At 42.3% G+C, this 24,646-nt stretch carries 19 protein-coding genes, 6 tRNA genes, 1 rRNA gene and 1 other annotated feature; of the genes, 5 read left to right on the top strand and 21 right to left on the bottom strand.

The window, feature by feature from the left end:
• Positions 1–178 precede the first annotated feature (178 nt).
• From ACWPW6_RS04765 to rluD, 6 genes are all read right to left on the bottom strand, one after another.
• Positions 179–254, bottom strand: a tRNA-Ala gene (locus ACWPW6_RS04765).
• A 140-nt stretch (positions 255–394) separates the two neighbouring features.
• A tRNA-Ile gene (locus ACWPW6_RS04760) sits at positions 395–471 on the bottom strand.
• 66 nt (positions 472–537) lie between these two features.
• Positions 538–2,076: ribosomal RNA gene (locus tag ACWPW6_RS04755) — 16S ribosomal RNA — on the bottom strand.
• A gap of 637 nt (positions 2,077–2,713) precedes the next feature.
• Complete coding sequence (clpB, locus tag ACWPW6_RS04750; RefSeq protein WP_196713860.1) at positions 2,714–5,287, bottom strand: ATP-dependent chaperone ClpB; 2,574 nt, start codon at positions 5,285–5,287, stop codon at positions 2,714–2,716.
• Between the two features lie 126 nt (positions 5,288–5,413).
• Positions 5,414–6,148 (bottom strand): purine nucleoside phosphorylase YfiH, encoded by a 735-nt coding sequence (gene yfiH / locus ACWPW6_RS04745; RefSeq protein ID WP_196713859.1) that lies wholly within the window; start codon positions 6,146–6,148, stop codon positions 5,414–5,416.
• The gene (rluD, locus tag ACWPW6_RS04740) at positions 6,148–7,125 is read right to left on the bottom strand and encodes a 23S rRNA pseudouridine(1911/1915/1917) synthase RluD (protein WP_250000063.1); all 978 of its coding nucleotides are present in this window, start codon (positions 7,123–7,125) and stop codon (positions 6,148–6,150) included. The genes yfiH and rluD overlap by 1 nt, the downstream gene beginning before the upstream one ends.
• A 138-nt stretch (positions 7,126–7,263) precedes the next feature.
• Here rluD and bamD point away from each other — a divergent pair, with 138 nt between their 5' ends.
• From bamD to pheA, 3 genes are all read left to right on the top strand, one after another.
• Complete coding sequence (gene bamD / locus ACWPW6_RS04735) at positions 7,264–7,995, top strand: outer membrane protein assembly factor BamD (RefSeq protein WP_154624350.1); 732 nt, start codon at positions 7,264–7,266, stop codon at positions 7,993–7,995.
• A 373-nt stretch (positions 7,996–8,368) separates the two neighbouring features.
• Positions 8,369–8,698 carry a ribosome-associated translation inhibitor RaiA gene (gene raiA / locus ACWPW6_RS04730; RefSeq protein ID WP_154624347.1) on the top strand — a complete coding sequence of 110 codons (330 nt, stop codon included), beginning with the start codon at positions 8,369–8,371 and terminating at the stop codon, positions 8,696–8,698.
• 140 nt (positions 8,699–8,838) lie between these two features.
• Positions 8,839–8,967 (top strand) — a sequence feature (Phe leader region).
• A 27-nt stretch (positions 8,968–8,994) separates the two neighbouring features.
• Positions 8,995–10,167: a bifunctional chorismate mutase/prephenate dehydratase gene (gene pheA / locus ACWPW6_RS04725; protein WP_167520911.1), complete on the top strand. Its 1,173-nt coding sequence runs from the start codon at positions 8,995–8,997 to the stop codon at positions 10,165–10,167.
• Positions 10,168–10,276: 109 nt separating this feature from the next.
• Here the strand turns inward: pheA and ACWPW6_RS04720 are convergent, their stop codons facing one another.
• From ACWPW6_RS04720 to ffh, 8 genes are all read right to left on the bottom strand, one after another.
• Positions 10,277–11,827, bottom strand: a complete 1,551-nt coding sequence (locus ACWPW6_RS04720) for a methyl-accepting chemotaxis protein (RefSeq protein WP_163860774.1) — start codon at positions 11,825–11,827, stop codon at positions 10,277–10,279.
• 289 nt (positions 11,828–12,116) lie between these two features.
• Positions 12,117–13,238 carry a bifunctional chorismate mutase/prephenate dehydrogenase gene (gene tyrA, locus ACWPW6_RS04715; protein ID WP_163860773.1) on the bottom strand — a complete coding sequence of 374 codons (1,122 nt, stop codon included), beginning with the start codon at positions 13,236–13,238 and terminating at the stop codon, positions 12,117–12,119.
• A 14-nt stretch (positions 13,239–13,252) separates the two neighbouring features.
• A complete protein-coding gene (locus ACWPW6_RS04710) occupies positions 13,253–14,347 on the bottom strand; it encodes a 3-deoxy-7-phosphoheptulonate synthase (protein ID WP_269723313.1) in 1,095 nt (364 codons plus the stop codon).
• A gap of 478 nt (positions 14,348–14,825) precedes the next feature.
• Positions 14,826–15,179 (bottom strand): 50S ribosomal protein L19, encoded by a 354-nt coding sequence (rplS, locus tag ACWPW6_RS04705; RefSeq protein WP_154625119.1) that lies wholly within the window; start codon positions 15,177–15,179, stop codon positions 14,826–14,828.
• Between the two features lie 47 nt (positions 15,180–15,226).
• Positions 15,227–15,991, bottom strand: coding sequence for a tRNA (guanosine(37)-N1)-methyltransferase TrmD (trmD, locus tag ACWPW6_RS04700; RefSeq protein ID WP_154625118.1), 765 nt, complete (start codon positions 15,989–15,991; stop codon positions 15,227–15,229).
• Between the two features lie 38 nt (positions 15,992–16,029).
• A complete protein-coding gene (gene rimM, locus ACWPW6_RS04695) occupies positions 16,030–16,578 on the bottom strand; it encodes a ribosome maturation factor RimM (protein WP_154625117.1) in 549 nt (182 codons plus the stop codon).
• 18 nt (positions 16,579–16,596) lie between these two features.
• Positions 16,597–16,845 (bottom strand): 30S ribosomal protein S16, encoded by a 249-nt coding sequence (gene rpsP / locus ACWPW6_RS04690; protein ID WP_154625116.1) that lies wholly within the window; start codon positions 16,843–16,845, stop codon positions 16,597–16,599.
• Between the two features lie 136 nt (positions 16,846–16,981).
• On the bottom strand, positions 16,982–18,343 hold the full coding sequence (gene ffh / locus ACWPW6_RS04685) for a signal recognition particle protein (protein ID WP_154625115.1): 1,362 nt from the start codon (positions 18,341–18,343) through the stop codon (positions 16,982–16,984).
• A 407-nt stretch (positions 18,344–18,750) separates the two neighbouring features.
• Between ffh and ACWPW6_RS04680 the strand changes: the two genes are divergently transcribed.
• Positions 18,751–19,542: a cytochrome C assembly family protein gene (locus ACWPW6_RS04680; protein ID WP_154625114.1), complete on the top strand. Its 792-nt coding sequence runs from the start codon at positions 18,751–18,753 to the stop codon at positions 19,540–19,542.
• Between the two features lie 50 nt (positions 19,543–19,592).
• Positions 19,593–20,882, top strand: a complete 1,290-nt coding sequence (locus ACWPW6_RS04675; RefSeq protein WP_154625113.1) for a CNNM domain-containing protein — start codon at positions 19,593–19,595, stop codon at positions 20,880–20,882.
• 74 nt (positions 20,883–20,956) lie between these two features.
• Here the strand turns inward: ACWPW6_RS04675 and luxS are convergent, their stop codons facing one another.
• From luxS to csrA, 7 genes are all read right to left on the bottom strand, one after another.
• A complete protein-coding gene (gene luxS / locus ACWPW6_RS04670; protein WP_154625112.1) occupies positions 20,957–21,472 on the bottom strand; it encodes an S-ribosylhomocysteine lyase in 516 nt (171 codons plus the stop codon).
• Between the two features lie 157 nt (positions 21,473–21,629).
• Positions 21,630–23,189 (bottom strand): glutamate--cysteine ligase, encoded by a 1,560-nt coding sequence (gene gshA, locus ACWPW6_RS04665; protein ID WP_154625111.1) that lies wholly within the window; start codon positions 23,187–23,189, stop codon positions 21,630–21,632.
• Positions 23,190–23,371: 182 nt separating this feature from the next.
• A tRNA-Arg gene (locus tag ACWPW6_RS04660) sits at positions 23,372–23,448 on the bottom strand.
• Between the two features lie 89 nt (positions 23,449–23,537).
• Positions 23,538–23,614, bottom strand: a tRNA-Arg gene (locus ACWPW6_RS04655).
• Between the two features lie 97 nt (positions 23,615–23,711).
• Positions 23,712–23,788, bottom strand: a tRNA-Arg gene (locus ACWPW6_RS04650).
• A gap of 12 nt (positions 23,789–23,800) precedes the next feature.
• Positions 23,801–23,893 (bottom strand) — tRNA-Ser (locus ACWPW6_RS04645).
• Between the two features lie 430 nt (positions 23,894–24,323).
• Entirely contained in the window at positions 24,324–24,509 is a 186-nt protein-coding gene (csrA, locus tag ACWPW6_RS04640; RefSeq protein ID WP_004264815.1) for a carbon storage regulator CsrA, read from the bottom strand.
• Positions 24,510–24,646 lie beyond the last annotated feature (137 nt).

The following is a 24,646-nucleotide window of genomic DNA, read 5'->3' as shown; positions in this document are numbered from 1 at the left end:
CATGCCACTCGTTTGAATGACCGAAAATTTCAGGTTTGAAATTTTGAGAGACTCTCACATTGTTTAAGCGATAAACAATGTGCGTTGTTTCAATTTTCAGCTTGTTCCAGATTGTTAAAGAGCATAATTATTCGCAATAGACTATAACTAATCTATTCTGAATAATTCAAAAGTATTATGGTGGAGCTAAGCGGGATCGAACCGCTGACCTCCTGCGTGCAAGGCAGGCGCTCTCCCAGCTGAGCTATAGCCCCATAACAGGTTTGACAGTACCAATTATCTCTTCTTTACGCGGTTCGCGTCTTCGGAAGGTCTTTTTTCTTAGGCAAGGCGTAGTCTTGGCGACGTTTACGCGGGTAAACGAGCTAAGCTACAACGCAGCATAAGCAAAAAGTGGTAGGCCTGAGTGGACTTGAACCACCGACCTCACCCTTATCAGGGGTGCGCTCTAACCACCTGAGCTACAAGCCTATTGATACCGTTGACTCTATTTCATCAGACAATCTGTGTGAACACTTCACAAGAACACTTCAATGGTAAGGAGGTGATCCAACCGCAGGTTCCCCTACGGTTACCTTGTTACGACTTCACCCCAGTCATGGATCACAAAGTGGTAAGCGCCCTCCCGAAGGTTAAGCTACCTACTTCTTTTGCAACCCACTCCCATGGTGTGACGGGCGGTGTGTACAAGGCCCGGGAACGTATTCACCGTAGCATTCTGATCTACGATTACTAGCGATTCCGACTTCATGGAGTCGAGTTGCAGACTCCAATCCGGACTACGACGTACTTTATGAGTTCCGCTTGCTCTCGCGAGGTCGCTTCTCTTTGTATACGCCATTGTAGCACGTGTGTAGCCCTACTCGTAAGGGCCATGATGACTTGACGTCATCCCCACCTTCCTCCGGTTTATCACCGGCAGTCTCCTTTGAGTTCCCGACCGAATCGCTGGCAACAAAGGATAAGGGTTGCGCTCGTTGCGGGACTTAACCCAACATTTCACAACACGAGCTGACGACAGCCATGCAGCACCTGTCTCAGAGTTCCCGAAGGCACCAAAGCATCTCTGCTAAGTTCTCTGGATGTCAAGAGTAGGTAAGGTTCTTCGCGTTGCATCGAATTAAACCACATGCTCCACCGCTTGTGCGGGCCCCCGTCAATTCATTTGAGTTTTAACCTTGCGGCCGTACTCCCCAGGCGGTCGATTTAACGCGTTAGCTCCGGAAGCCACGCCTCAAGGGCACAACCTCCAAATCGACATCGTTTACAGCGTGGACTACCAGGGTATCTAATCCTGTTTGCTCCCCACGCTTTCGCACCTGAGCGTCAGTCTTTGTCCAGGGGGCCGCCTTCGCCACCGGTATTCCTCCACATCTCTACGCATTTCACCGCTACACATGGAATTCTACCCCCTCTACAAGACTCTAGCTGACCAGTCTTAGATGCCATTCCCAGGTTAAGCCCGGGGATTTCACATCTAACTTAATCAACCGCCTGCGTGCGCTTTACGCCCAGTAATTCCGATTAACGCTTGCACCCTCCGTATTACCGCGGCTGCTGGCACGGAGTTAGCCGGTGCTTCTTCTGTCGGTAACGTCAATCGTTGATGATATTAGCATCAACGCCTTCCTCCCGACTGAAAGTACTTTACAACCCTAGGGCCTTCTTCATACACGCGGCATGGCTGCATCAGGCTTGCGCCCATTGTGCAATATTCCCCACTGCTGCCTCCCGTAGGAGTCTGGGCCGTGTCTCAGTCCCAGTGTGGCTGATCATCCTCTCAGACCAGCTAGGGATCGTCGCCTAGGTGAGCCATTACCCCACCTACTAGCTAATCCCATATGGGTTCATCCGATAGCGCAAGGCCCGAAGGTCCCCTGCTTTGCTCCTTAGAGATTATGCGGTATTAGCCACCGTTTCCAGTAGTTATCCCCCTCTATCGGGCAGATCCCCATACATTACTCACCCGTCCGCCGCTCGTCAGCGGGAAGCAAGCTTCCCCTGTTACCGCTCGACTTGCATGTGTTAGGCCTGCCGCCAGCGTTCAATCTGAGCCATGATCAAACTCTTCAATTAAAAGTAGTCTGATGCTCAAAGAATTAAACTGTTTATCAATTCGCTTCTGTTCGGCTAACATTGTCGGCTTCGCTGCGCTTTCCTCGCCGTACCTCAGTACTGTCTCGGAAATGCTCACTCGCCTTCGCGTTATCCTTCCACAATCGAATTGCACATTGTTAGTTCATATATGAATTAACGTGTTAGTCACTCTTCAAGACTTAAAATCAAATATTTTTTTGATAGTGTCCTGTGAGTGCCCACACAGATTGTCTGATAAATTGTTAAAGAGCGTTGCGACTTTATCTTTCGATATTAACCGTTTAGGTCGTTGTCGCGAGGTGGCGTATATTACGCTTTCCTCACCGAGAGTCAAGCTTTTTTTTCGCTTATCTTTTCAGATTCTCTCGCCTGCCGTCGTTAGCCTTTTGGGCTTGCCATCACATTCTGTGTTGGCTCATCGTCGGTCAGTGGAGGCGCATTATAGGGAGTCAGAAAATTCTAGCAAGTCTTTTTTTAAAAAAATTTGACGACTGATTATTTTTTACACTTTTGGTGCATTTTTATAGCAAAAAGGGCCTCTTTTCATGAAAAAAGGTGATAAAAAGGCGACCCTAAGGCCGCCTTGGATTCTATTACCTAATTGAAAAGCGAATAGTTACTGTTTAGCGACTATCTCATCATTCTCCACATCTAAGACTATTGGTTTACCTGGGATCAATTTACCTGACAATATTTCTTGCGCCAGAGGGTTTTCAATCTCTTGTTGGATTGCTCTTTTCAATGGACGAGCACCAAAGATTGGGTCAAACCCTGCTTCACCAATTTTTTCCAATGCCGCAGATGATGCGGTAACTTCATAGCCGTGTTCTTCAAGACGTTTATATAAACGACCAAGCTGGATATTCGCAATGTTTGTAATATGTTCTTTACCTAATGGATGGAACACGACCACTTCATCGATACGGTTAATAAATTCAGGTCTAAAGCTATGTGCGACAACCTCCATAACCATATCTTTCATTTCTGAATAACCGATAGTACCAAAACGTTCTTGAATCAAATCAGAACCGAGGTTTGATGTCATAATAATAACGGTATTACGGAAGTCGACCGTACGACCTTGGCCATCCGTTAAGCGCCCATCATCCAATACCTGTAATAAAATATTAAAGACATCTGGGTGTGCTTTTTCGACTTCATCCAAGAGAATAACAGAATAAGGGCGACGTCTAACGGCTTCAGTTAGATAACCACCTTCTTCATACCCCACATATCCTGGAGGAGCCCCCACTAAACGTGAAACGGCATGTTTTTCCATAAACTCGGACATATCGATACGAACCATCGCATCATCACTATCAAACATAAAGTTTGCCAGTGCTTTACATAATTCCGTTTTACCAACCCCTGTTGGCCCCAAGAACATAAATGAACCTATTGGGCGATTAGGGTCTGACAAACCTGCACGGCTACGACGAATAGCGTTCGATACCGCAACTACCGCTTCATCTTGGCCTATTACGCGCTGGTGTAATTGCTGTTCCATACGTAATAGTTTTTCTCTTTCGCTTTCCAACATACGAGAAACAGGTATACCAGTCCAACGAGCTAGAATTTCAGCGATTTCGACATCAGTCACTTTATTTCGCAGAAGTTTCATACTCTTATTTTCTGCTTTAGTCGCTGCTTCTAACTGTTTTTCCAACTCAGGAATACGGCCATATTGCAGTTCAGACATTTTTCCGAGGTCACCACTACGACGTGCTTTCTCCATTTCGTAGCGTGCGTTCTCTAACTCGGCTTTTATATGCTGTGTACCTGTTAATGACGCTTTCTCTGCTTTCCATTCTTCTTCTAATGAAGAATATTCACGCTCTTTTTCCGCTAACTCTTCTTCGAGCATATCAAGACGTTTCTTACTCGCGTCATCGGACTCTTTTTTCAGGGCTTGCTGTTCCAATTTGAGCTGAATGATACGGCGCTCTAAACGGTCAAGCGATTCAGGTTTCGAGTCCATTTGCATACGCAAACTCGCACCAGCTTCATCAATTAAGTCAATCGCTTTATCCGGTAACATACGATCCGTAATATAGCGATGAGATAACGTTGCCGCTGCGACGATTGCAGGGTCCGTAATCTGCACATGGTGATGCAACTCATAGCGCTCTTTCAGACCACGTAAAATCGCGATTGTGTCTTCAACGCTTGGCTCTGCAACATACACTTTTTGGAATCGACGTTCTAAAGCCGGATCTTTTTCTATATATTGACGATACTCATCAAGTGTTGTTGCCCCCACACAGTGCAATTCACCGCGTGCTAATGCAGGTTTCAACATGTTCCCCGCATCCATGGCACCGTCCGCTTTACCCGCACCAACCATGGTATGCAATTCATCAATAAACAGAATGACATTACCTTCTTGCTTAGCAAGGTCACTCAGTACGCCTTTTAAACGCTCTTCAAACTCACCACGGTATTTAGCACCTGCGATTAAGGCTCCCATATCTAAGGATAAAACACGCTTGTTTTTCAGACCTTCAGGCACTTCACCATTCACAATACGTTGCGCTAATCCTTCAACGATCGCGGTTTTACCAACGCCAGGCTCACCAATCAGCACAGGGTTGTTCTTTGTACGACGCTGTAATACCTGAATAGTACGGCGAATTTCTTCATCACGACCAATCACTGGGTCTAACTTGCCTTGTTCCGCACGCTCTGTCAGGTCAACAGTAAATTTCTTTAACGCTTGGCGCTGGTCTTCAGCACCTTGGTCATTCACTTTTTCGCCACCACGCATTTGTTCTATTGCCTTATTTAAATTCGCTTTATTGACACCGGCTGCTTTAAGCATATCCGCAAGTGATGTATTCGCTTCTAAAGCTGCAAGAAGAAATAATTCAGAGGAGATAAATTCATCGCCATTTTTTTGTGCTAGTTGATCACATAAATTTAAATGACGGATCAAATCACTTGAAGGCTGCACATCACCGGCAACCCCTTGCACTTGCGGTAAACGCGAAAGCGCTTCTTCAATTTTTTGTTGCAACTGCCCGACATTGACACCCACCGTTGTCAAAAGAGGTCGTACAGAGCCACCTTCTTGATTAAACAGTGCACTTAATAAATGAATAGGTTCAATAAACTGGTTTTCGCGCCCAAGGGCTAATGACTGGGCGTCAGCGAGAGCTTGCTGGAATTTATTAGTTAAACGATCCAGACGCATAACACCTCCACTAAAAATGAGATTAAAATTGCTTCTGGAGAATAGATGAGGTCTATTTTTATTTATTCAAGTTTATAAATGAATTATTTCATCCATATGGGTTAATTCAGAATAACTCACTAAACACTAGTTATTTACCCATATTAATGAGGCCATGCGCCCCGTTTTTCCCTCACGACGGTAGGAGTAAAATCTGTTTTTGTCACTCACGGTACAAAACTCCCCACCATAAATTGAAGTTACGCCAACGGCTTGCAACTTTTTACGTGCCAATAAATAGATATCCGCTAAAAATTTGTCGCCATGAATAGCAAAACCTGCGGCCAGCTCAGTTGACTGCTTGATAAAAGCGTCTCTGACCTCTGGCCCGACTTCAAATTTGCTGGGGCCAATTGCAGGGCCTAGCCAAGCCATAATTTGATTTTTGGGGCACGAAAACTGAGCAACTGTATTTTCAAGAACACCCTCGCATAACCCACGCCATCCGGCATGAGCAGCGGCAACTTCTTGTCCATCCTGACTACAAAAGAGAACCGGCAGACAATCTGCCGTCATGATGGCACAAACAACGCCCGTTTGATGAGTGTAAACGGCATCAGCTTGTTTATTTTCAATGTCGCTGCCATCTAAGCATAATACTTTTGTACCATGGACTTGTTCGAGCCATAACGGCTGTTGTGGCAACCCTGCTAATGCCTGAAGGCGGTAACGATTTTCACTGACGGCCATTGGCTCATCACCAACATGATCACCCAAATTTAGGCTATCAAATGGAGATGAGCTGACCCCACCAATACGTGTGGTGCTACAGCATGAGACCTTTTTAGGTTGTGGCCAGTCAGGAAAAATCAATGAGTTCATTACCAATCCATATCGTCTTTGTGCAGTTGATAGTCTGCTTTTAAGGCTTCAATAAGCTCAACCATATCATCTGGCAGAGGCGCATGCCACTCCATTTGAATACCAGAAATTGGGTGATACAACCGAAGCATCGTGGCATGCAGCGCTTGACGGTCAAATTTACGCATCACCTCAAAAAATGCTTCACTCGCCCCTTTTAACGGACGTGGACGCCCACCATACAGAGGATCACCAATAAGAGGATGATTGATATGTGCCATATGGACACGAATTTGGTGTGTTCTACCGGTTTCTAAGCGTAGACGCAAACGTGTATGAGCCCTAAAGTGCTCCATAACCCTATAGTGTGTCAATGCGGGTTTTCCCATTGGATGAACAGCCATATGTGTGCGTTTAGTCGGATGCCGTGAGATAGGCTCTTCCACCATGCCGCCAGCCGTCATTCTGCCAACCGCAACCGCTTCATATTCACGTGTAATTTCACGTAATTGTAACGACTCAACTAAACGAGTTTGTGCAGGAACTGTTTTTGCCACAACCATCAGCCCTGTTGTGTCTTTATCTAAGCGATGCACAATACCTGCTCGTGGCACATCGACAATCTCAGGGTAACGATACAATAAGGCATTTAATATCGTGCCATCTGGATTTCCTGCGCCAGGGTGTACAACTAATCCACGAGGCTTATTAATCACGAGAATATCATCGTCTTCATAAACGATATCAAGAGGAATATCTTGTGGCTCCCAACGATTGTCCTCTTCAATTAATGCATCAACTAAAATTTCTTCTCCGCCTAAAACTTTTTCCTTTGGCTTATTGATAACTTTCCCATTAACCTGCACTCTATCATCTAAAATCCACTCTTTTATACGTGAACGCGAATAATCAGGGAACAATTCCGCTAAAGCCTGATCTAAACGTTGACCGAGCTGTGATTCAGCAACAGTTGCATTAAGTTGTACTTGTTGAGCCATAAATTAATCTACTTTTTTAGTGTTTGTGTTTTGACGGCAGTGCCGTTTTATTTAAAATGTATGCTATTGTAACTCGAATTTTGCCGGGAGCCTTACGGATAGTCTCCCTCGAAACACTCAGAGGATAACCAACACGTGATGATACGTATAAAATATCTGGTGGCTGCTGCCACGTTGAGCCTGGTACTCACCGGATGCTCCAGCAATAATGAAGTCAGCCCTGATAGCACTCCGGCTGAAATGTACAGTATTGGTCAGCAAAAGTTGCAGGATGGTAACTACAAAGCAGCCATCAAACAACTGGAAGCATTGGATAACCGTTATCCATTTGGCCCTTACGCACAACAGGTGCAATTAGATCTGATTTATGCTTATTATAAATCAGCTGAGCTACCAATGGCGATAGCAGCAATTGACCGTTTTATGCGTTTAAACCCAACTCACCCAAATATTGACTATGTTCTTTATATGCGCGGGTTAACGGCAATGGCACTTGATGACAGTGCACTGCAAGGTTTCTTTGGTATCGACCGTTCAGACAGAGATCCTCAACATGCACGTGTTGCCTTCAAAGATTTTAGTCAGTTAGTTCGCTATTATCCTAACAGCCTCTATGCTAACGATGCTAGTAAACGTCTTGTTTATTTAAAAGATCGCTTAGCAAGGTTTGACCTTTCTGTCATTGAATACTACAACAAACGCGGGGCTTATGTCGCGGTTGTCAATCGTGCTCAACAAATGTTAAGGGATTACCCAGATACTGAAGCTACCTATAAAGCACTAAAATATATGGAAATAGCTTATAAGCAGATGGGGTTAGATGTCGAAGCTAATAAAGTTAATAGCTTACTCGCCGCCAATGCAAACTAACGCTAGTCAGTAACGATTGAAAACGGCAGCCTCGGCTGCTGTTTTTTTTATTCCAGTATGGCGTGATAAAGATAGGTTCATCCCGAAATAAATTCGGTTCTGTTGATTTTCCAGAGTATTTTTCGCATTTTACGCCAATTGCGAATTTTAACCCAAAAAGAGTACCGACTATTAACCGTATTGATAGTCAACTATTTCAGTTTCGCCCAAGAACCTTAACTTGGCAATCCCTTTCCCTTTCTTTTTTATCCTGAATCACAGTTCAGATCACGAAGTGTAACTGCATTCTTCAAGTGTGATCTACGTCAAGTTTTTTAGATAAATAGTCAGTATTCTGAATACATCAAAGGCGGAAACAATGAGAGGTAACTATATGATAGTGAACATAACTAGCAAACAAATGGATATTACCCCAGCTATCCGAGATCACATTGAAAGCCGTCTGACTAAACTTGAAAAATGGCAAGTCAATTTAATTAGTCCTCATGTTGTCTTATCAAAAGAACCACAAGGTTTTATGGTAGATGCCAATATTAAAACAGCCACAGGAAAACTCGTTGCTAGCGCAAAACATGAAGATATGTACGTTGCCATAAATGAATTGATTAACAAACTCGAAAGACAACTTAATAAAGTGCAACATAAAGGAGAATCAAGAAGAGCCAGCAATAGTGTAAAAGAAGCGAACCTCGTTACGTTATAATTTTATATTATCTACAAACTTATCTTGAAACCTTGCCAACGCGCCTACCATAGGCGCGTTTTTAGTTGAACAGCTTCTTTTTTGTTGACATCTGCTCTTGTATCAGGTCTATTTAAAGACTAGACAAACAATGGTGATATTATTATGCATATGAATTTTGTTTTCTTTTCTTTCTTTAGCTTTAGCCACTCCTATTAGGGGCTTTTGTCGTTTGAGAAAGAAAAGATGACAAGATTTGCAAGCCCCCTAAATTAGGGGGCTTTTTTGTTTCAGCGATGTTTTATAGGGCGGGTAGGATGGATAACAGCACTAATTTACTGAAGATACGAAAAAAAATTAGCCAATTGGACAGCGAACTTCTCGAACTCCTAGCCAAAAGGCGTGGATATGCCGTTGAAGTTGCACAGACAAAATTAGAAGATAACCGCCCAATACGGGATAAAGAACGTGAACGTCAATTATTAGATGTGTTGATTAATAAAGCTAAACCACTAGGGTTAGATGGTTTTTATGTGACACGTCTCTTTCAAATGATCATTGAAGATTCCGTACTTACGCAGCAAGCCATCTTGCAGCAATATTTAAACTTAACACCCAATGACTCTGCGCGTTTCGCATTTTTAGGCCCTAAAGGTTCTTATTCTCATATTGCTGCACGCCAATATTCAGCTCGTCATTTTGACCAATTGGTTGAGTGTAGTTGCCATAAATTCCAAGATATTTTCTCTCTCGTTGAAAGTGGCCAAGCCGATTATGGTATTTTACCAATAGAGAATACTAGCTCAGGTGCAATCAATGATGTGTATGATCTATTGCAAAACACCACATTATCGATTGTGGGTGAAATTCGTCTCCCCATCAATCACTGCCTGCTTACCGTTGGGGGCACTGATCTCAGTAAAATAGAAACGGTTTATAGTCATCCGCAGCCATTCCAACAATGCAGTCAATATTTAGCTCAGTTCCCACACTGGAAAATTGAATACTGTGATAGCACTTCAACCGCGATGCAAAATGTCGCCCAACAAAACTCACCGCATGTTGCAGCGCTCGGCAGCGAAGCGGGTGGTGCCTTGTATGGTTTACAAGTTCTCGAGCATAATTTAGCTAATCAGCAAATTAACATGACGCGTTTTATTGTCGTTGCTCAACAATCCATTGAAGTTACAGAGCAAGTACCTGCAAAAACCACATTACTTATCACAACAGGCCAACAAGCAGGTGCCCTTGTTGATGCACTTATCATCTTAAAAAATAATAAGATTATCATGAGTAAGCTCGAGTCTCGTCCTATCAATGGCAAACCTTGGGAAGAGATGTTTTATATAGATGTGCATGCCAACCTACGTTCTGGGAATATGCAACAGGCATTAAAAGAGTTATCAGCCATTACACGTTCTATTAAAGTTCTTGGTTGCTACCCTTCTGAAAATATCGTTCCTGTTGAACCCGAGAAAATCGCGCCATAATCGAGTGACATTGCAAAATATAAAGCCAGTCAATACACACTGGCTTTATATCATCACCAACCTATTTCAATGACATCATCAATAACACCATTATTTTGATTTAATAATGTTATCTATTTGCAAAGTCGATACGGAAATAGTTCACCAATTGTTTAAGGTGCAATGCTTGTTCATTAAGTGACGCCGCTGCGGCAACGGATTCTTCAACTAAACTCGCATTTTGCTGCGTTGTCGCATCAAGCTGCCCAACTGCACTATTGATTTGCAAGATCCCCGAACTTTGCTCATGGCTTGCTTGGCCTATTTCTTGCAAACGTTGATCGATTTCATCGACATTTTTAACCATGTCATTAATTTGAGATTCAACATGTTCAACTAATTCCATGCCTTCCTTCGTCTGAGCGAGAGAATTTTCAATAAGGCCTCGAATATCATTCGCTGAATTCGCACTTTTTTGCGCTAATAATCTTACTTCACCTGCAACAACGGCAAAACCACGCCCATGCTCACCAGCCCTTGCGGCTTCAACAGAAGCGTTTAAAGCAAGAATATTGGTTTGGAATGCAATCGAATCAATGAGATTAATGATATCTGTCATCTGGCTTGATGAAGAATGAATAACCCGCATTTTTTCTGTCACTTGATTCATCATTCGCCCATTTTTGGTTACAGCAACAGCAGTATCTGCCGCAAGCTGCGTCGCTTGATGGGTATGATCAGCGGTATTTTGTACCGTGGATGTAATTTGCTCCATAGAACTCGCTGTTTCTTCTACGGATGTCGCCTGCTCTTCTGTTCTTGCCGCTAGGTTTTGGTTTCCTGCCACAATTTGGCCTGCGGCAGCTGAAATACTCTCGGAGCCATGTTGAACTTCTCTAACTATCTCAAGTAAGCGTGTTTTCATTTCAACTAACGCTTGTAATAGTATACCGGTTTCATCGCGATATCTGGCTGCAACATGTTGTGTTAGGTCTCCCGATGCTATCGCTTGAGCAAAACCAACGGCTTGGCTCAATGGGCGTGTGATCGATTGTGCAATAAACCAGCCCATACCACAGCCTGTTGCAATGCTAATAATCACAAGAGTCGCTAATAACCATTTATTAAAATTATAATTACTCTCTACAACCCCAGCAGCTGCTTGCATGCGTCTATTCTGAACTTCGATGAAGTTTTGAACTCTTTCACGGTACTCACGTTGAATAGCTGACGTATTATTCATCATCTCATCAATAGCAGCACTGCGATTGTTATTATTTAAGAATTCATTTAAGCGGGCCTGAGATTGTAGAAAGCGCTGACGAACATCACGGATCTGAATTAGCCCCTCTTTAGAGGGCTCATCCATTGCGTTTTCATCTAATTCCTTCAAAAGCTGGGCGACGTTTGAACTAATTTTTTTTAGTTCATTTCGACGTCTATCGCTATCTCGATCATCCAGAAGTATCAACTCCTGTATGCCAATATAAGAATAAAAATTATCCATTAGCTGATTAGCTCTAACAGTCATTGGATAATCTTTATAGATGATTGTTTGAATACCGTTGTTGGCTTTGTTCAAGCTGACGAAAGAAAACGCCGAACTCACTAATATAAGTAAAATAAAGAAAGCGAACGCAATGGATAATTTTGCGCTAATTTTCATATCCTTCAAAGACATAGATTCCTCACCGATAAAACTGTCACTTTATGAGAATTAATATCGATAAATTATTCACTAACTTTATCAGTTAAATCGTTTAATTTATAAATATTCACTCTATAAATAGATATTATTAAAAAATAGCAATATAAATAACTATACAAGTAAATGAGTACAGTATTTTTAATTACAAAAAATCAAAATAAGTGAAATTACGTGTAGATGGTAAAGATCAGGTAGGTAAATTGCGGCGAATTTTTTGACGATACATAAAAATGACTCCTTATATAGGAGCCATTTTTGAAAGCTACTTGCGGTTGTCGTTGGCTCTTTGCAACAGCGATTGGCTTTCTTTCATAAAATGGTGAGCATCTTCCCCGAACCAATCGCTTACTTCATTAAATTGTCGAATAAATTCGGCCTTATCTTTACGTTCGAGCATCTCTATAGATTGGCCGAGTAACTGATAGTAACGGCGAATTAATTCAATATTTTCATCAGATGACATAATAATATCAGCGTACAATTGAGGGTCTTGAGCAAATAGACGCCCAACCATTGCCAATTCCAAGCGATATATAGGCGATGACAACTCTAACAACTGCTGTAGATCCACATGTTCCTGCGCTAAATTTTGACCATACGTAAAAGTTGTAAAATGGCGCAACGCCTGAATAAAACTCATATTACGGTCATGATCACTGGCTGTAATCTTTTTCAAGCGGGCTCCCCAAACCTGTAATTGCTCTAGGAACCACTGGTAAGATTCGCTATCTCGGCCATCACAAAAGGCAAATACTTGTTTAGCAACACTTCCTACATCAGGACCAAACATGGGGTGTAAGCCTAAAACAGGTCCTGCATGCGCTGCTAACATCGCTTTTAAAGGCTTATCTTTAACCGATGCAATATCTATGAGGACTGTTTCTTTATCCAATTTTGGCAGTCGTTCAATTACCTGTACTGTCAAATGAATCGGTACACTGATAATAACAACGCTAGCACCAGAAAGAATTGACTCCGCTTGCGCCCAATCCTGTTCACCCAGCGTTTTAACTTGATAACCTGAGAGTGTCAGTAAACGATTAAACAAGCGCCCCATTTTGCCATCACCACCCACAATCACAATTGGGCCAGCATCAGGTTTCAGGGTTTTAAATCCTTTATCATTTTCGCGAGCGTAAGATTCTCTCATCACGCGGCGAAGAATATCTTCTATTAAATCAGGCGGTATCCCCATCCGTTCTGCTTCTTGGCGGCGAGCAGCCAACATGCTTGACTCTCGCTCAGGGACATAAATAGGCAAACCATGTTGGCTTTTGACTTCACCGACTTCAGCAACCAGTTGTAAGCGTTTAGCCAACAAATCTAATAACGATTTATCAACCTCATCAATTTGTTCTCTCAGATGAGATAATTCAGCAGACATAGCTATACCTTGTATCAACTTGCAATTTCAAATTTTTCAGCACGTTCGTCAAGCACTGGCTGCAATGCATGATGGAGCTTACGCAATACTGTTTCGGTTGTTTCCCAATCAATGCAAGCATCGGTCACTGACACGCCATATTTCATTTCGCTACGTGGCTGCTCAGAACTTTGATTGCCTTCATGTAAATGGCTTTCTAACATAATACCGGTTATTGACTTATTTCCATGAGTAATTTGCTCGATGATAGAGTCAACAACCAACGGTTGACGCCTGAAATCTTTATTCGAGTTACCGTGGCTACAATCAACCATCAATGACGGTTCAAGTCCAGCTTTACGCATTTCAGCTTCACAGGCAGCAATATCTTCTGGGCTATAGTTTGGTGTTTTACCGCCACGCAAAATAACATGTCCATTTTCATTGCCTTTTGTATGCAACAAACTCACTTGACCTGATTGATTAATTCCCATAAAACGGTGAGGCATAGACGCCGCTTTCATCGCATTAATCGCTGTCGATAAGCTACCGTCGGTACCATTTTTAAATCCTACAGGCATTGATAGACCCGATGCCATTTCACGGTGTGTTTGCGATTCTGTTGTTCTTGCACCAATGGCAGACCAACTGAAAAGATCACCTAAGTACTGAGGATTATTAGGATCCAAAGCCTCTGTCGCCAAAGGTAGCCCCATATTAACAAGGTTTGTCAGCAAGTCGCGAGCAATATGTAAGCCTTTTTCCATATCAAACGAACCATCCATTAATGGGTCGCTAATTAAACCTTTCCAGCCAACAGTTGTACGAGGTTTTTCAAAATAAACACGCATCACAATATATAAACTGTCATTCAATTCAGCAGCAAGTTTCTGTAAACGTTGGCCGTATTCAATAGCCGCATCGACATCATGAATAGAACAAGGGCCGCATACCACGAGTAAGCGTGGGTCGCGTTGATGAATAATATCAGCAATGACTTTACGCGAAGCCGCGATGGCATGCAGGTTGCTGTGACTCAGTGGAAATTTTTGTTTTAGAGCCTCAGGTGTAATTAATACCTGTTCATCACGAATATTCACATTATTGAGTACATCTTTTTGCATGATCATTTTTATTACCTGCTTAACTGTTTATATATTGTGTTTGTGTGCTGGTTAATAACATACCATGGAACGTAAAGATTACAATCCAAAACTGTAAAATAATTACAGCGATGTAAATAAAAATGAACACAAAGATAACCAATTGAAAAAGCAAATAATAAAATATCCAGCTCTTTTATTAACGCTCAAAAAACATACAAACAGAAAGAGAATGTAATTATAAGTTTACAACTTGGTAATGGTATGAAATGAGACAGATCAAATTAATAATATCTTAATAAATAAGAATCGGAATCCTTAATGATTGTTGAAAAGGATCACTCTTATCTGTCCATGTTGCCGGTAAGCAGTGTATAAGTGAGATATTGAGGGATTGATATAGCTGAAGGAGTGCAACCAGCAATGTACGGGCCGAAAGATGACAGATATATAAAGGCCCGCACTGGGGCGGGCCTTATATTCTTTCGGATGTAGCGAAAGCGTATTACTTGGCGTTCAGACGCTCTTTAATACGAGCTGCCTTACCAGAACGCTCACGCAGGTAGTACAGTTTAGCTCTGCGAACGGCACCACGACGTTTAACAGTGATGCTATCTACGACTGGAGAGTGAGTTTGGAATACACGCTCAACACCTTCGCCGTTAGAAATTTTACGAACAGTGAATGCAGAGTGCAGACCGCGATTACGAATAGCAATAACCACGCCCTCAAATGCCTGCAGACGTTTTTTAGAGCCTTCTACGACCCATACCTTAACTTCCACAGTATCACCCTGACGGAATGAAGGTACGTCCTGCTTCATCTGCTCTTGTTCAAGTTGTTTAATAATGTTGCTCATAATAATTCTCTTACCCTAGGTAAACTGATATATGTTAGACAATTATTTTAATTGTCTGGATTCACTTGTTGCTCAGACCAATATTCATTTTGAAATTCAGTCAGCAACATCCTCTGCTCGTCAGTCAGAGCTAGGCTTTCCAGAAGCTCAGGTCTTCTAAGCCAGGTACGGCCAAGTGATTGTTTCATACGCCAGCTATCTATCTTTGCATGGTTACCGGATAATAAAACATCAGGTACTTGCATGCCGTCTAACACTTCAGGACGGGTATAGTGTGGACAATCAAGTAGTCCCTCTGCAAAAGAGTCTTCTTGTGCAGAAGCTTGATGACCAAGTACTCCCGGAATAAACCGAGACACCGAGTCAATCAACACCATCGCGGGGAGTTCCCCACCACTGAGAACATAATCACCGATTGACCATTCTTCATCAATTTCGGTTTGAATGATTCGCTCATCAATGCCTTCATATCGACCACAAACAAGAATTAGCTTCTCATTCGTTGCCAATTCGCAAACCCCCTCTTGGCTGAGTTTGCGTCCCTGAGGTGACAGATAAATAACTTTCGCACCCTCACCTGCCTCAGTTCTCGCTGTGTTGATAGCATCCTTTAAAGGTTGCACCATCATCAGCATGCCTGGACCACCACCATAGGGGCGATCATCAACTGTCTTATGTTTATCGTGAGTGAAATCGCGTGGATTCCAACACTCGACAGACAGTAGGCCATTTTTCACTGCCCGACCAGTTACCCCGTACTCGGTTATTGCGCGGAACATTTCGGGAAACAGGCTAATTACACCAATCCACATTATTTAGTCCCACTCATTAAAACCGTTCAACCGGAGATTTAAAAACCAGGATCCCAATCAACTTCAATGAGTTTAGATTTAAGATCGACTTTCTTGATAACCTGCCCATCAAGAAACGGAACCAGCCGCTCCTTGATGCCAAATGCATCTTTTAGATTTGCCTTAATCACAATGACATCATTAGAACCGGTTTCCATCATATCGGTGATGGTCCCGAGATCATAACCTTGCAGTGTCACTACTTGGCAGCCCATAAGGTCTTTCCAGTAATATTCATCATTATCTAATTCAGGAAGTTGCGTTGAATCAACGACTATTTCAAAATTAGTTAACAACGTTGCTGCATCGCGGTCATCGACCCCTTTAAGTTTAATAATGATATCTTTGTTATGGTGTTTCCAATCTTCCAGTTCCACATGTTGCCACTGACCTGAACGTTGAATAAACCAAGGCTGATAATCAAAAATACTTTCAGCATGTTCGGTGGAGGAAAAAACTTTGAGCCAACCACGAATTCCATATGCAGCGCCTAATTTCCCCAAGACGATTGGGTGAGTAGGAGTCGCTAGATTTACTTGCTTGCCCATAGTTACCACCGTGACAGATTAAGCTGCTTTTTTAGCTTGTTTGACCAGTTGTGCAACACGGTCAGAAATAGTTGCGCCTTTACCAACCCAGTGCTCAACACGATCCAAGTCTAAACGCAGTTCTTCTGCTTGACCTGAAGCGATTGGGTTGAAGAAACCAACACGCTCGATGAAACGACCGTCACGCGCATTGCGGCTATCGGTTACAACGATTTGGTAGAACGGACGCTTTTTTGCGCCGCCACGAGATAAACGAATTGTTACCATAACATCCTCATTAGTTAATAAAACAACCAGACTCCATCGAGGGATAGAGTCCGGCTGTCATATAAAAAGCCCGAAAATTTTACTCGCTTTGACGTAAAAATCAATCAAAAGTGCATATTCTTTCTAGCTTTGTTGCTTAACGCCCCGGAAAACCCGGAGGCATCATTCCTTTCATGCCACGCATCATCTTGGCAAGACCGCCTTTTTTCATCTTTTTCATCATGCGTTGCATATCATCAAATTGCTTCAAAAGGCGGTTGACTTCTTGAACACTCGTACCTGAACCAGCGGCAATACGACGTTTACGTGACCCCTTGATAATTTCAGGTTTTTCACGTTCTTTACGCGTCATTGAATTGATTATCGCTTCCATTCGGATAGTGATTTTATCATCCATTTGCGACTTAACAGCATCTGGAACTTGAGACATTCCAGGTATCTTGCTCATCATACTCGCCATGCCGCCCATATTGCGCATCTGTTTTAACTGACTTAAAAAGTCATTTAAATCAAAACCGTCACCTGTTTTCAGCTTTTTAGCAAGTTTTTCTGCCTGATCGCGGTCAACTTTGTGTTCGATCTCTTCAATAAGAGATAATACATCTCCCATACCTAAAATACGGGACGCTACACGTTCTGGGTGGAAAGGTTCTAAAGCATCCGTTTTTTCACCAACCCCTAAGAATTTGATTGGCTTACCTGTAATTGAGCGAATGGATAAAGCCGCACCACCACGCGCATCACCATCAACTTTCGTCAACACCACCCCAGTAAGCGGTAGCGCTTCATTAAAAGCTTTAGCCGTATTCGCGGCATCTTGACCTGTCATCGCATCAACAACAAACAGGGTTTCTACAGGATTGATAATGCGATGGACCTCTTTAATTTCGTCCATCATCGCTTCATCAACGTGTAAACGACCTGCGGTATCCACCAACAACACATCATAGAACTGTAGCTGAGCGTGTTTTAAAGCTTTCTGTACGATTGCTGCGGGTTTTTCTTTGGCATCTGAAGGGAAAAAATCAATACCAACCGTTTCTGCCAATGTCTCTAGCTGTTTAATCGCTGCTGGGCGATAAACGTCAGCAGAGACCACTAAAACTTTTTTCTTTTGTTTCTCTTTTAAAAGCTTACCCAGTTTTGCAACGCTTGTGGTTTTACCCGCACCTTGCAAACCAGCCATCAAGACAACCGCTGGTGGCTGCGCCGAGAGGTTAAGTTGATGGTTTTCATCACCCATGGCTTTGGTCAGTTCATTCTGAACAATTTTGATGAACTCTTGACCTGGAGTTAAGCTTTTATTGACATCTTGGCCAACAGCGCTTTCTTTTACTTTTTGAATAAATTCACGGACAACGGGAAGCGCTACGTCTGCCTCCAGCAAAGCCATACGAACTTCACGCAATGTATCTTTAATATTCTCATCAGTCAGACGCCCACGCCCGCTGATGTTGCGCAAAGTGCGCGATAGTCTGTCAGTTAAATTATCAAACATATGTCTTAACTCAATTCTGTTTATGGGCCTACTGTCAACACTCTATCTGGTTATTGATACTTAAAAATACAAGTACGCAATGGCTAATTTAGACAACACTCACTCATTATTTTTCAAAGGTGCATAACCGATGACAGCCACAACTGAAACCAACGCCGAAATTTTTCGCCACAGTGTATCACACCTGACGTTTATTCGCTTCACTCTGTTAGTATTGATTTGACTGACTGAATAGTAAAATCAGATTTCAATCATAAAATGAACAGTCATACTCCGTGAGAGGCGCTCTTATCATGCGATTAACGATTAAGAAGAGGCTTATTAACTGTACCAATGGTTGGAGCCGGCAGCTCCACGAGTTATACTACACAATATAATCCACTTAAAATGAATAACGACACTATACTATGCCAGTATTTGCAGTCATAGCAGTTTGTACATACCTATTCAGCCTATCGCTGATCGTACCCGGCCAGGTTCGAAAACAACCTGTCTATCGCCGACTAGCCCTTTTATTGGCCGTTATTGCACTGATAACTCATGCAATAACGCTAAAGTTACTGATTTTTCGTGGTGATGAAGGACAAAACCTCACATTATTAAACTTAGGTTCCGCCGTGAGTTTACTCATGTGTATTATTATGACCGTCGTGGCTTATAAGGGCAAAGCTTGGTATTTGACGCCGATTGTCTATAGTTTTGCTGTCATCAATTTAATGTTATCCACCATTATGCCCGGTGAGTTTATCACCCACCTAGAAGGCAGTGTCCCCCTCTTCATTCATATTGGTTTAGCGTTACTGAGTTATGCGACACTCTTAATCGCTGCACTATATGCATTCCAAGTTGCACTCATAGACTTTCAACTAAAGAATAAAACCCTGAAATTTAGTTCAGATATGCCGCCTATGATGGTCATTGAGCGCAAAATGTTTCATATCACCCAAGTTGGTGTGATCCTACTCACCTTAACCTTATGCACTGGCTTTATTTATATGGATAATATCTTTGATAAAGAGAATATCCATAAATCTGTCTTATCGGTTATCGCTTGGTTCGTCTATATTATTTTACTGTGGGGCCATTTCCACGGTGGTTGGAGAGGGAAGCGAGTTCTATTTTTCCACGTCGCTGGAGCCTTTATTCTAACAATGGCATTCTTTGGCAACCGGTTGATGCAACAAATTCTGGTATCTTAACGCTAAGACGAATAAAATCATCTTATCTACACAGTATAAGGAACCTAGTTTTGGATCACGTATCTACCGGTACGCTCATCATTATATTAATCATTTTAATTATCATGTCCGCATATTTTTCTGCGTCAGAGACAGGTATGATGACGCTGAATCGCTACCGCTTAAAGCACCTTGCCAAACAAGGTAACCGGTCAGCAAAACGTGTCGAAAAATTACTTCGTCACCCCGATAAACTCATTAGTTTGATTCTTATCGGCAATAACCTAATCAATATTGTTGCCTCATCCCTAGCGACTATTGTTGGTATGCGCCTATATGGCAATGCGGGTGTCGCAATTGCCACGGGTATTTTAACCTTTGTGATATTAGTCTTTGCTGAAGTGATGCCTAAGACTATCGCGGCTTTATACCCAGAAAAAATTGCTTTCCCAAGCAGCTATATTTTAAAACCTCTACAAAAAATTATGCTGCCAGTGGTTTGGGCCTTCAACAAAATAACATTATTATTTATGTATCTTTGTGGCATAAAACCCCCTGTAATACGCAGTGATGCGGTCAGTAAAGATGAACTGAGAACCATCGTTAATGAGTCAAAAGCTAAACTCAGCAGACGAAATCAAGACATGCTGTTGTCGATTTTAGATCTTGAAAAAGTGACTGTTGGCGACATTATGCTACCAAGGAATGAGATCGTCGGTATTGATGTTAATGATGATTGGAAATCTATCATTCGGCAACTGACCCACTCACCTCATGGCCGCATCGTGCTGTATCGTGACTCCCTTGATGATGCGATTGGAATTTTGCGTGTCCGTGAAGCCTATCGTTTGATGATGGAGAAACGGGAGTTTACCAAGCAGAATTTGATCAAAGCGGCCGACAGTATCTACTTTATTCCAAATAGTACGCCACTAAGTACTCAGCTAATAAACTTCCAACATAATAAAGAAAAAATAGGCATCATTGTTGATGAGTATGGTGAGATTCAAGGGCTGATTACGGTTGAAGATATCCTTGAGGAAATCGTCGGCGATTTTACCACGTCGATGTCCCCTTCATTGTCTGAAGAAGTTTTACCGCAAAGCGATGGTAGTGTACTCGTTGATGGTACGGCAAATATTCGTGACTTGAACAAAGCCTTTGATTGGCACCTTCCTGTCGATGGGCCGAGAACAGTGAATGGTATGGTGTTAGAAGCGATTGGCGATATCCCTGAGCTGCAAGAAAAAATCGTCATTTCACACTATTTAGTCGAGGTCCTGCTCATTAGCGATAATATTATTAAGCAAGTCAAAATTACCCCTATCGCAACGAATGCTTCTACATCTGAAGCTCATTAAACATCAATAAAAAAACTGCACCTTAATGTGTTATTCGCTAACAAGTTAGGTGCAGTTTGTTGCATTAACGTTATTTAAACATGCAGTTCAGTCAGCTTTTCAGCCGGTAATGCAAGTTCATCATTTTTGTTAATTCGAATTTCTGACGCTAGGACATTGCGTGCAATTTGTTGAGCTTCGTCTAGTGAATGCATCTTATACGTGCCACACTGAAAAATATTCAGCTCAGGGATCTTATTCTGATCTTGCACTTTTAATACATCTTGCATTGCACTTTTCCAAGCATCGGCAACACGTTGCTCATCAGGTGCACCAATTAAGCTCATGTAAAACCCAGTACGGCACCCCATTGGAGAGATATCAATAATCTCAACACCATTGCCATTGAGATGGTCTCGCATAAACCCTGCAAATAGATGTTCAAGGGTATGAGTGCCTTTTTCAGACATGGCTTCCTTGTTAGGCACGGTGAAGCGCAGATCGAAAACGGTAATAGTGTCTCCGCTAGGTGTTTTCATCGTTTTTGCTACACGAACCGCAGGCGCAGCCATACGCGTATGATCTACAGTAAAACTGTCTAATAACGGCATTTATTGACCTCCTGAAAAAAAATTATTTTATTTGCAAAATAAATGAAACTATTTGGCAATCGCTGAGTCTTAATCTATGAAAGACGCGCAAATTTGTTATCATCCCTAATTCTCTAAGAGATTTTATATTTGGCCACTTCGCTGTGGCCATTTTCTTTTAGCGCCCTGCATGCCTCCGCAAATAATCCTCAAAGCTTTCAGTTTCATCTTTCTCTATCATAGCCTGTTTTTCTATGGAAGCTAATCGAGCAGCTTCAAACTGAGCTTCGGTAATCACTTCGTAAGGTTCACTAACCAATTGCGCATAGTATTTTTCAGCTAATTCTAATCCGTAGCCACCAATACCTTGTTCAACCATTTTATCCATCACTAATGCAGAATACGTCCGAGTTGGATCTTCAAACATTGAAATAAATTGGTGACAAACTTCCTGATATTTGGCATCACAACAGGTATCGAGGACTTCAGCAACACGGATTAAGTCATCAAATAACTGCTGCCCTACTTCCACCAATGGTTTCATTTCACTACCACAACCAATACCGATAACTTGACCCGGTTTACGCCCTTCAAGGATCACGCGGTTCCAGTTCTGGCGACTGCAATCTAATTCTTGAGCATTCATTGCTGGTGCATCAGCTAACACGCACCAAATCAAAAACAGGTCTAGGAAGCGCGTTTGCGTCTCATCAACCCCAATCGCGCTAAACGGGTTAATATCCAACGCACGAACTTCAATGTACTCAATACCACCGCGCAACAATGCATCAGATGGTGACTCATCACCTTTTGGCACACGCTTAGGTCGAATAGGTGCATACAGCTCGTTTTCAATCTGCAACACATTGGTGTTCAATTGAATATACTTACCTGCTTTTTTCACACCTAGCGCGGCAAATTCCTCAGACGGCTTATAAATCGCTTTTTTCAAACCAGCCACATAGCTATCTAAATCATTAAAGGTAATGTTTAAATCGCTCTGAGACTTATTCGTATAGCCTAAATCACTCATTCTTAACGACGTCGCATAAGGTAAGTAATACGTTCCCGTAGCTGTCTTTTCAAAGGTTAATTTAGTCTCTCTATCTTTAAGGAATGAGCCACAAATAGCAGGAGATGCCCCAAATAAATAAGGGATCACCCAGCCAAAGCGATAATAGTTTCTAATCAGGCGTAAATAACCATCAGAAATTTGCGCTTTACCGCTCTGTGCATCTTTAACACCTGCCCACGCCTGCCAAAATTCAATTGGCAATGAAAAATTATAATGAACACCAGCAATGGTCTGCATTAATGCGCCATAACGGTTTTTTAGCCCTTCACGATATAAGTTTTTGAAGCGGCCTACATTCGATGTACCGTATTGAGCAAGCGTTATTTTATCTTCGTTTTCGATAAAACAAGGCATGCTTAATGGCCACATCCTTTCATTGTGCAGATGACGAGCCGTATAACGGTGTAAATCCCTAAGAAAAGCCAAACTGTGCCTAGTACTTTTATCCACAGGTGTAATGAACTCAAGTAAAGACTCAGCAAAATCTGTCGTGATCCATTTATGTGTTAATGCTTTCCCCAATTCTTCCGGATGCAAAGTTTCAGCAATAGAACCTTTCGGAGTAACACGTAATGTTTCACGTTCGATACCACGTTGAATACCATTCAGTGCTTCTGGGTGCGCCTCTAACCATGAGAGCGCTTTAGATACGTCCGGGATCAAATCGACCTCCCGCCTGTGATGTAATTTTATTTTAGTAAGAAGCTTACTTTAGCGTAAATGAAGGAAATTGTCGCTGCTTAGATGTGTGGTTTATATAAGATACGCATTTGGAATAACATCAAATTATGATAAATCTGATTGATAGACGAAAAAAAAGCCCCTCTATGAGGAGCTTCTTGTTCTGGTGCATCCGGGAGGATTCGAACCTCCGACCGCTCGGTTCGTAGCCGAGTACTCTATCCAGCTGAGCTACGGATGCTTAATTCGTTCATTGAATCGTTGATTCAATAATTAGCCATCGTTTTGATAAAGGAAATTTTGATACACTAGACAAGGACTAGCTGAAGATGGTGCATCCGGGAGGATTCGAACCTCCGACCGCTCGGTTCGTAGCCGAGTACTCTATCCAGCTGAGCTACGGATGCATTACAATATCAAACTCTACACTTCATAACTACTGCTTGTTTTTAGTCGCTAAAAACTAAAAACCAACCCCACCAGTTTTACTCATAGGGTTAAATATGGTGCATCCGGGAGGATTCGAACCTCCGACCGCTCGGTTCGTAGCCGAGTACTCTATCCAGCTGAGCTACGGATGCAGCTATCTAAAATGGCGGTGAGGGAGGGATTCGAACCCTCGATGCAGCTTTTGACCGCATACTCCCTTAGCAGGGGAGCGCCTTCAGCCTCTCGGCCACCTCACCGTTTTTAGTCACAGACGATTTGTTTTGAACATCTCGTCTCTGTGTGGCGCACATATTACTTTCCTAGCTTTAGAAGTCAAACAATTTTTCCAAACTTTTTGGTTTATAATGACTGTTTGCACATTTCACAAGCAAGATGATTAGTTTAGCACCGAAAATCGGATTCATCACGGGGTAATTTCACAAAATTTTACCCGATAAAAAATGATGAATTGAAAAATGAATTCTCGAAAAATAGTCAGCGCTGCGTTCAAATTGAGAAGCTAGAGAGGAAGTTGTCAACGATAAGTATCAAATTGGTATCGTGGTAAGTTAAACCACTCGCTTGAAGGCCGAATCAATTAAAATATAGTGGGTTAAGAATGAGGTCAAATGAAAGACAAGCGTCCATCTTTGCTGTGTGGTTCAAGATATGGACGCTTATTCATTATTATTGATTATCTGGTTGAGTCTTTTCAGCCTGGATCCGTTGATAAATTTCTTCACGGTGAACAGAAACTTCTTTTGGGGCATTGACACCAATACGAACTTGATTGCCTTTTACTCCCAGTACAGTAACTGTTACCTCATCGCCTATCATGAGTGTTTCACCAACTCGACGAGTCAGAATAAGCATTCTTTGCTCCTTGAAATATTAAAAGAGTCGGGTCTCTAGGTTTCCCCCGCTATTGTCCATCACACACCGTGAAAACGTAAAGCAATGATATACACCTAAAGCATCGATGCCATCAAGGCAATCATTTTAATTATATA

Source organism: Providencia sp. Marseille-Q8014 (genome assembly GCF_965112055.1).
Note: the sequence above shows the minus strand (reverse complement) of the source record. Positions and strands in the feature narration are given on the sequence as shown.

Coding starts and splice junctions, on each gene's coding strand:
- clpB (WP_196713860.1), bottom strand. CDS start 5,287: ATGCGTCTGGATCGTTTAACTAATAAATTCCAGCAAGCTCTCGCTGAC.
- yfiH (WP_196713859.1), bottom strand. CDS start 6,148: ATGAACTCATTGATTTTTCCTGACTGGCCACAACCTAAAAAGGTCTCA.
- rluD (WP_250000063.1), bottom strand. CDS start 7,125: ATGGCTCAACAAGTACAACTTAATGCAACTGTTGCTGAATCACAGCTC.
- bamD (WP_154624350.1), top strand. CDS start 7,264: ATGATACGTATAAAATATCTGGTGGCTGCTGCCACGTTGAGCCTGGTA.
- raiA (WP_154624347.1), top strand. CDS start 8,369: ATGATAGTGAACATAACTAGCAAACAAATGGATATTACCCCAGCTATC.
- pheA (WP_167520911.1), top strand. CDS start 8,995: ATGGATAACAGCACTAATTTACTGAAGATACGAAAAAAAATTAGCCAA.
- ACWPW6_RS04720 (WP_163860774.1), bottom strand. CDS start 11,827: ATGTCTTTGAAGGATATGAAAATTAGCGCAAAATTATCCATTGCGTTC.
- tyrA (WP_163860773.1), bottom strand. CDS start 13,238: ATGTCTGCTGAATTATCTCATCTGAGAGAACAAATTGATGAGGTTGAT.
- ACWPW6_RS04710 (WP_269723313.1), bottom strand. CDS start 14,347: ATGATCATGCAAAAAGATGTACTCAATAATGTGAATATTCGTGATGAA.
- rplS (WP_154625119.1), bottom strand. CDS start 15,179: ATGAGCAACATTATTAAACAACTTGAACAAGAGCAGATGAAGCAGGAC.
- trmD (WP_154625118.1), bottom strand. CDS start 15,991: ATGTGGATTGGTGTAATTAGCCTGTTTCCCGAAATGTTCCGCGCAATA.
- rimM (WP_154625117.1), bottom strand. CDS start 16,578: ATGGGCAAGCAAGTAAATCTAGCGACTCCTACTCACCCAATCGTCTTG.
- rpsP (WP_154625116.1), bottom strand. CDS start 16,845: ATGGTAACAATTCGTTTATCTCGTGGCGGCGCAAAAAAGCGTCCGTTC.
- ffh (WP_154625115.1), bottom strand. CDS start 18,343: ATGTTTGATAATTTAACTGACAGACTATCGCGCACTTTGCGCAACATC.
- ACWPW6_RS04680 (WP_154625114.1), top strand. CDS start 18,751: ATGCCAGTATTTGCAGTCATAGCAGTTTGTACATACCTATTCAGCCTA.
- luxS (WP_154625112.1), bottom strand. CDS start 21,472: ATGCCGTTATTAGACAGTTTTACTGTAGATCATACGCGTATGGCTGCG.
- csrA (WP_004264815.1), bottom strand. CDS start 24,509: ATGCTTATTCTGACTCGTCGAGTTGGTGAAACACTCATGATAGGCGAT.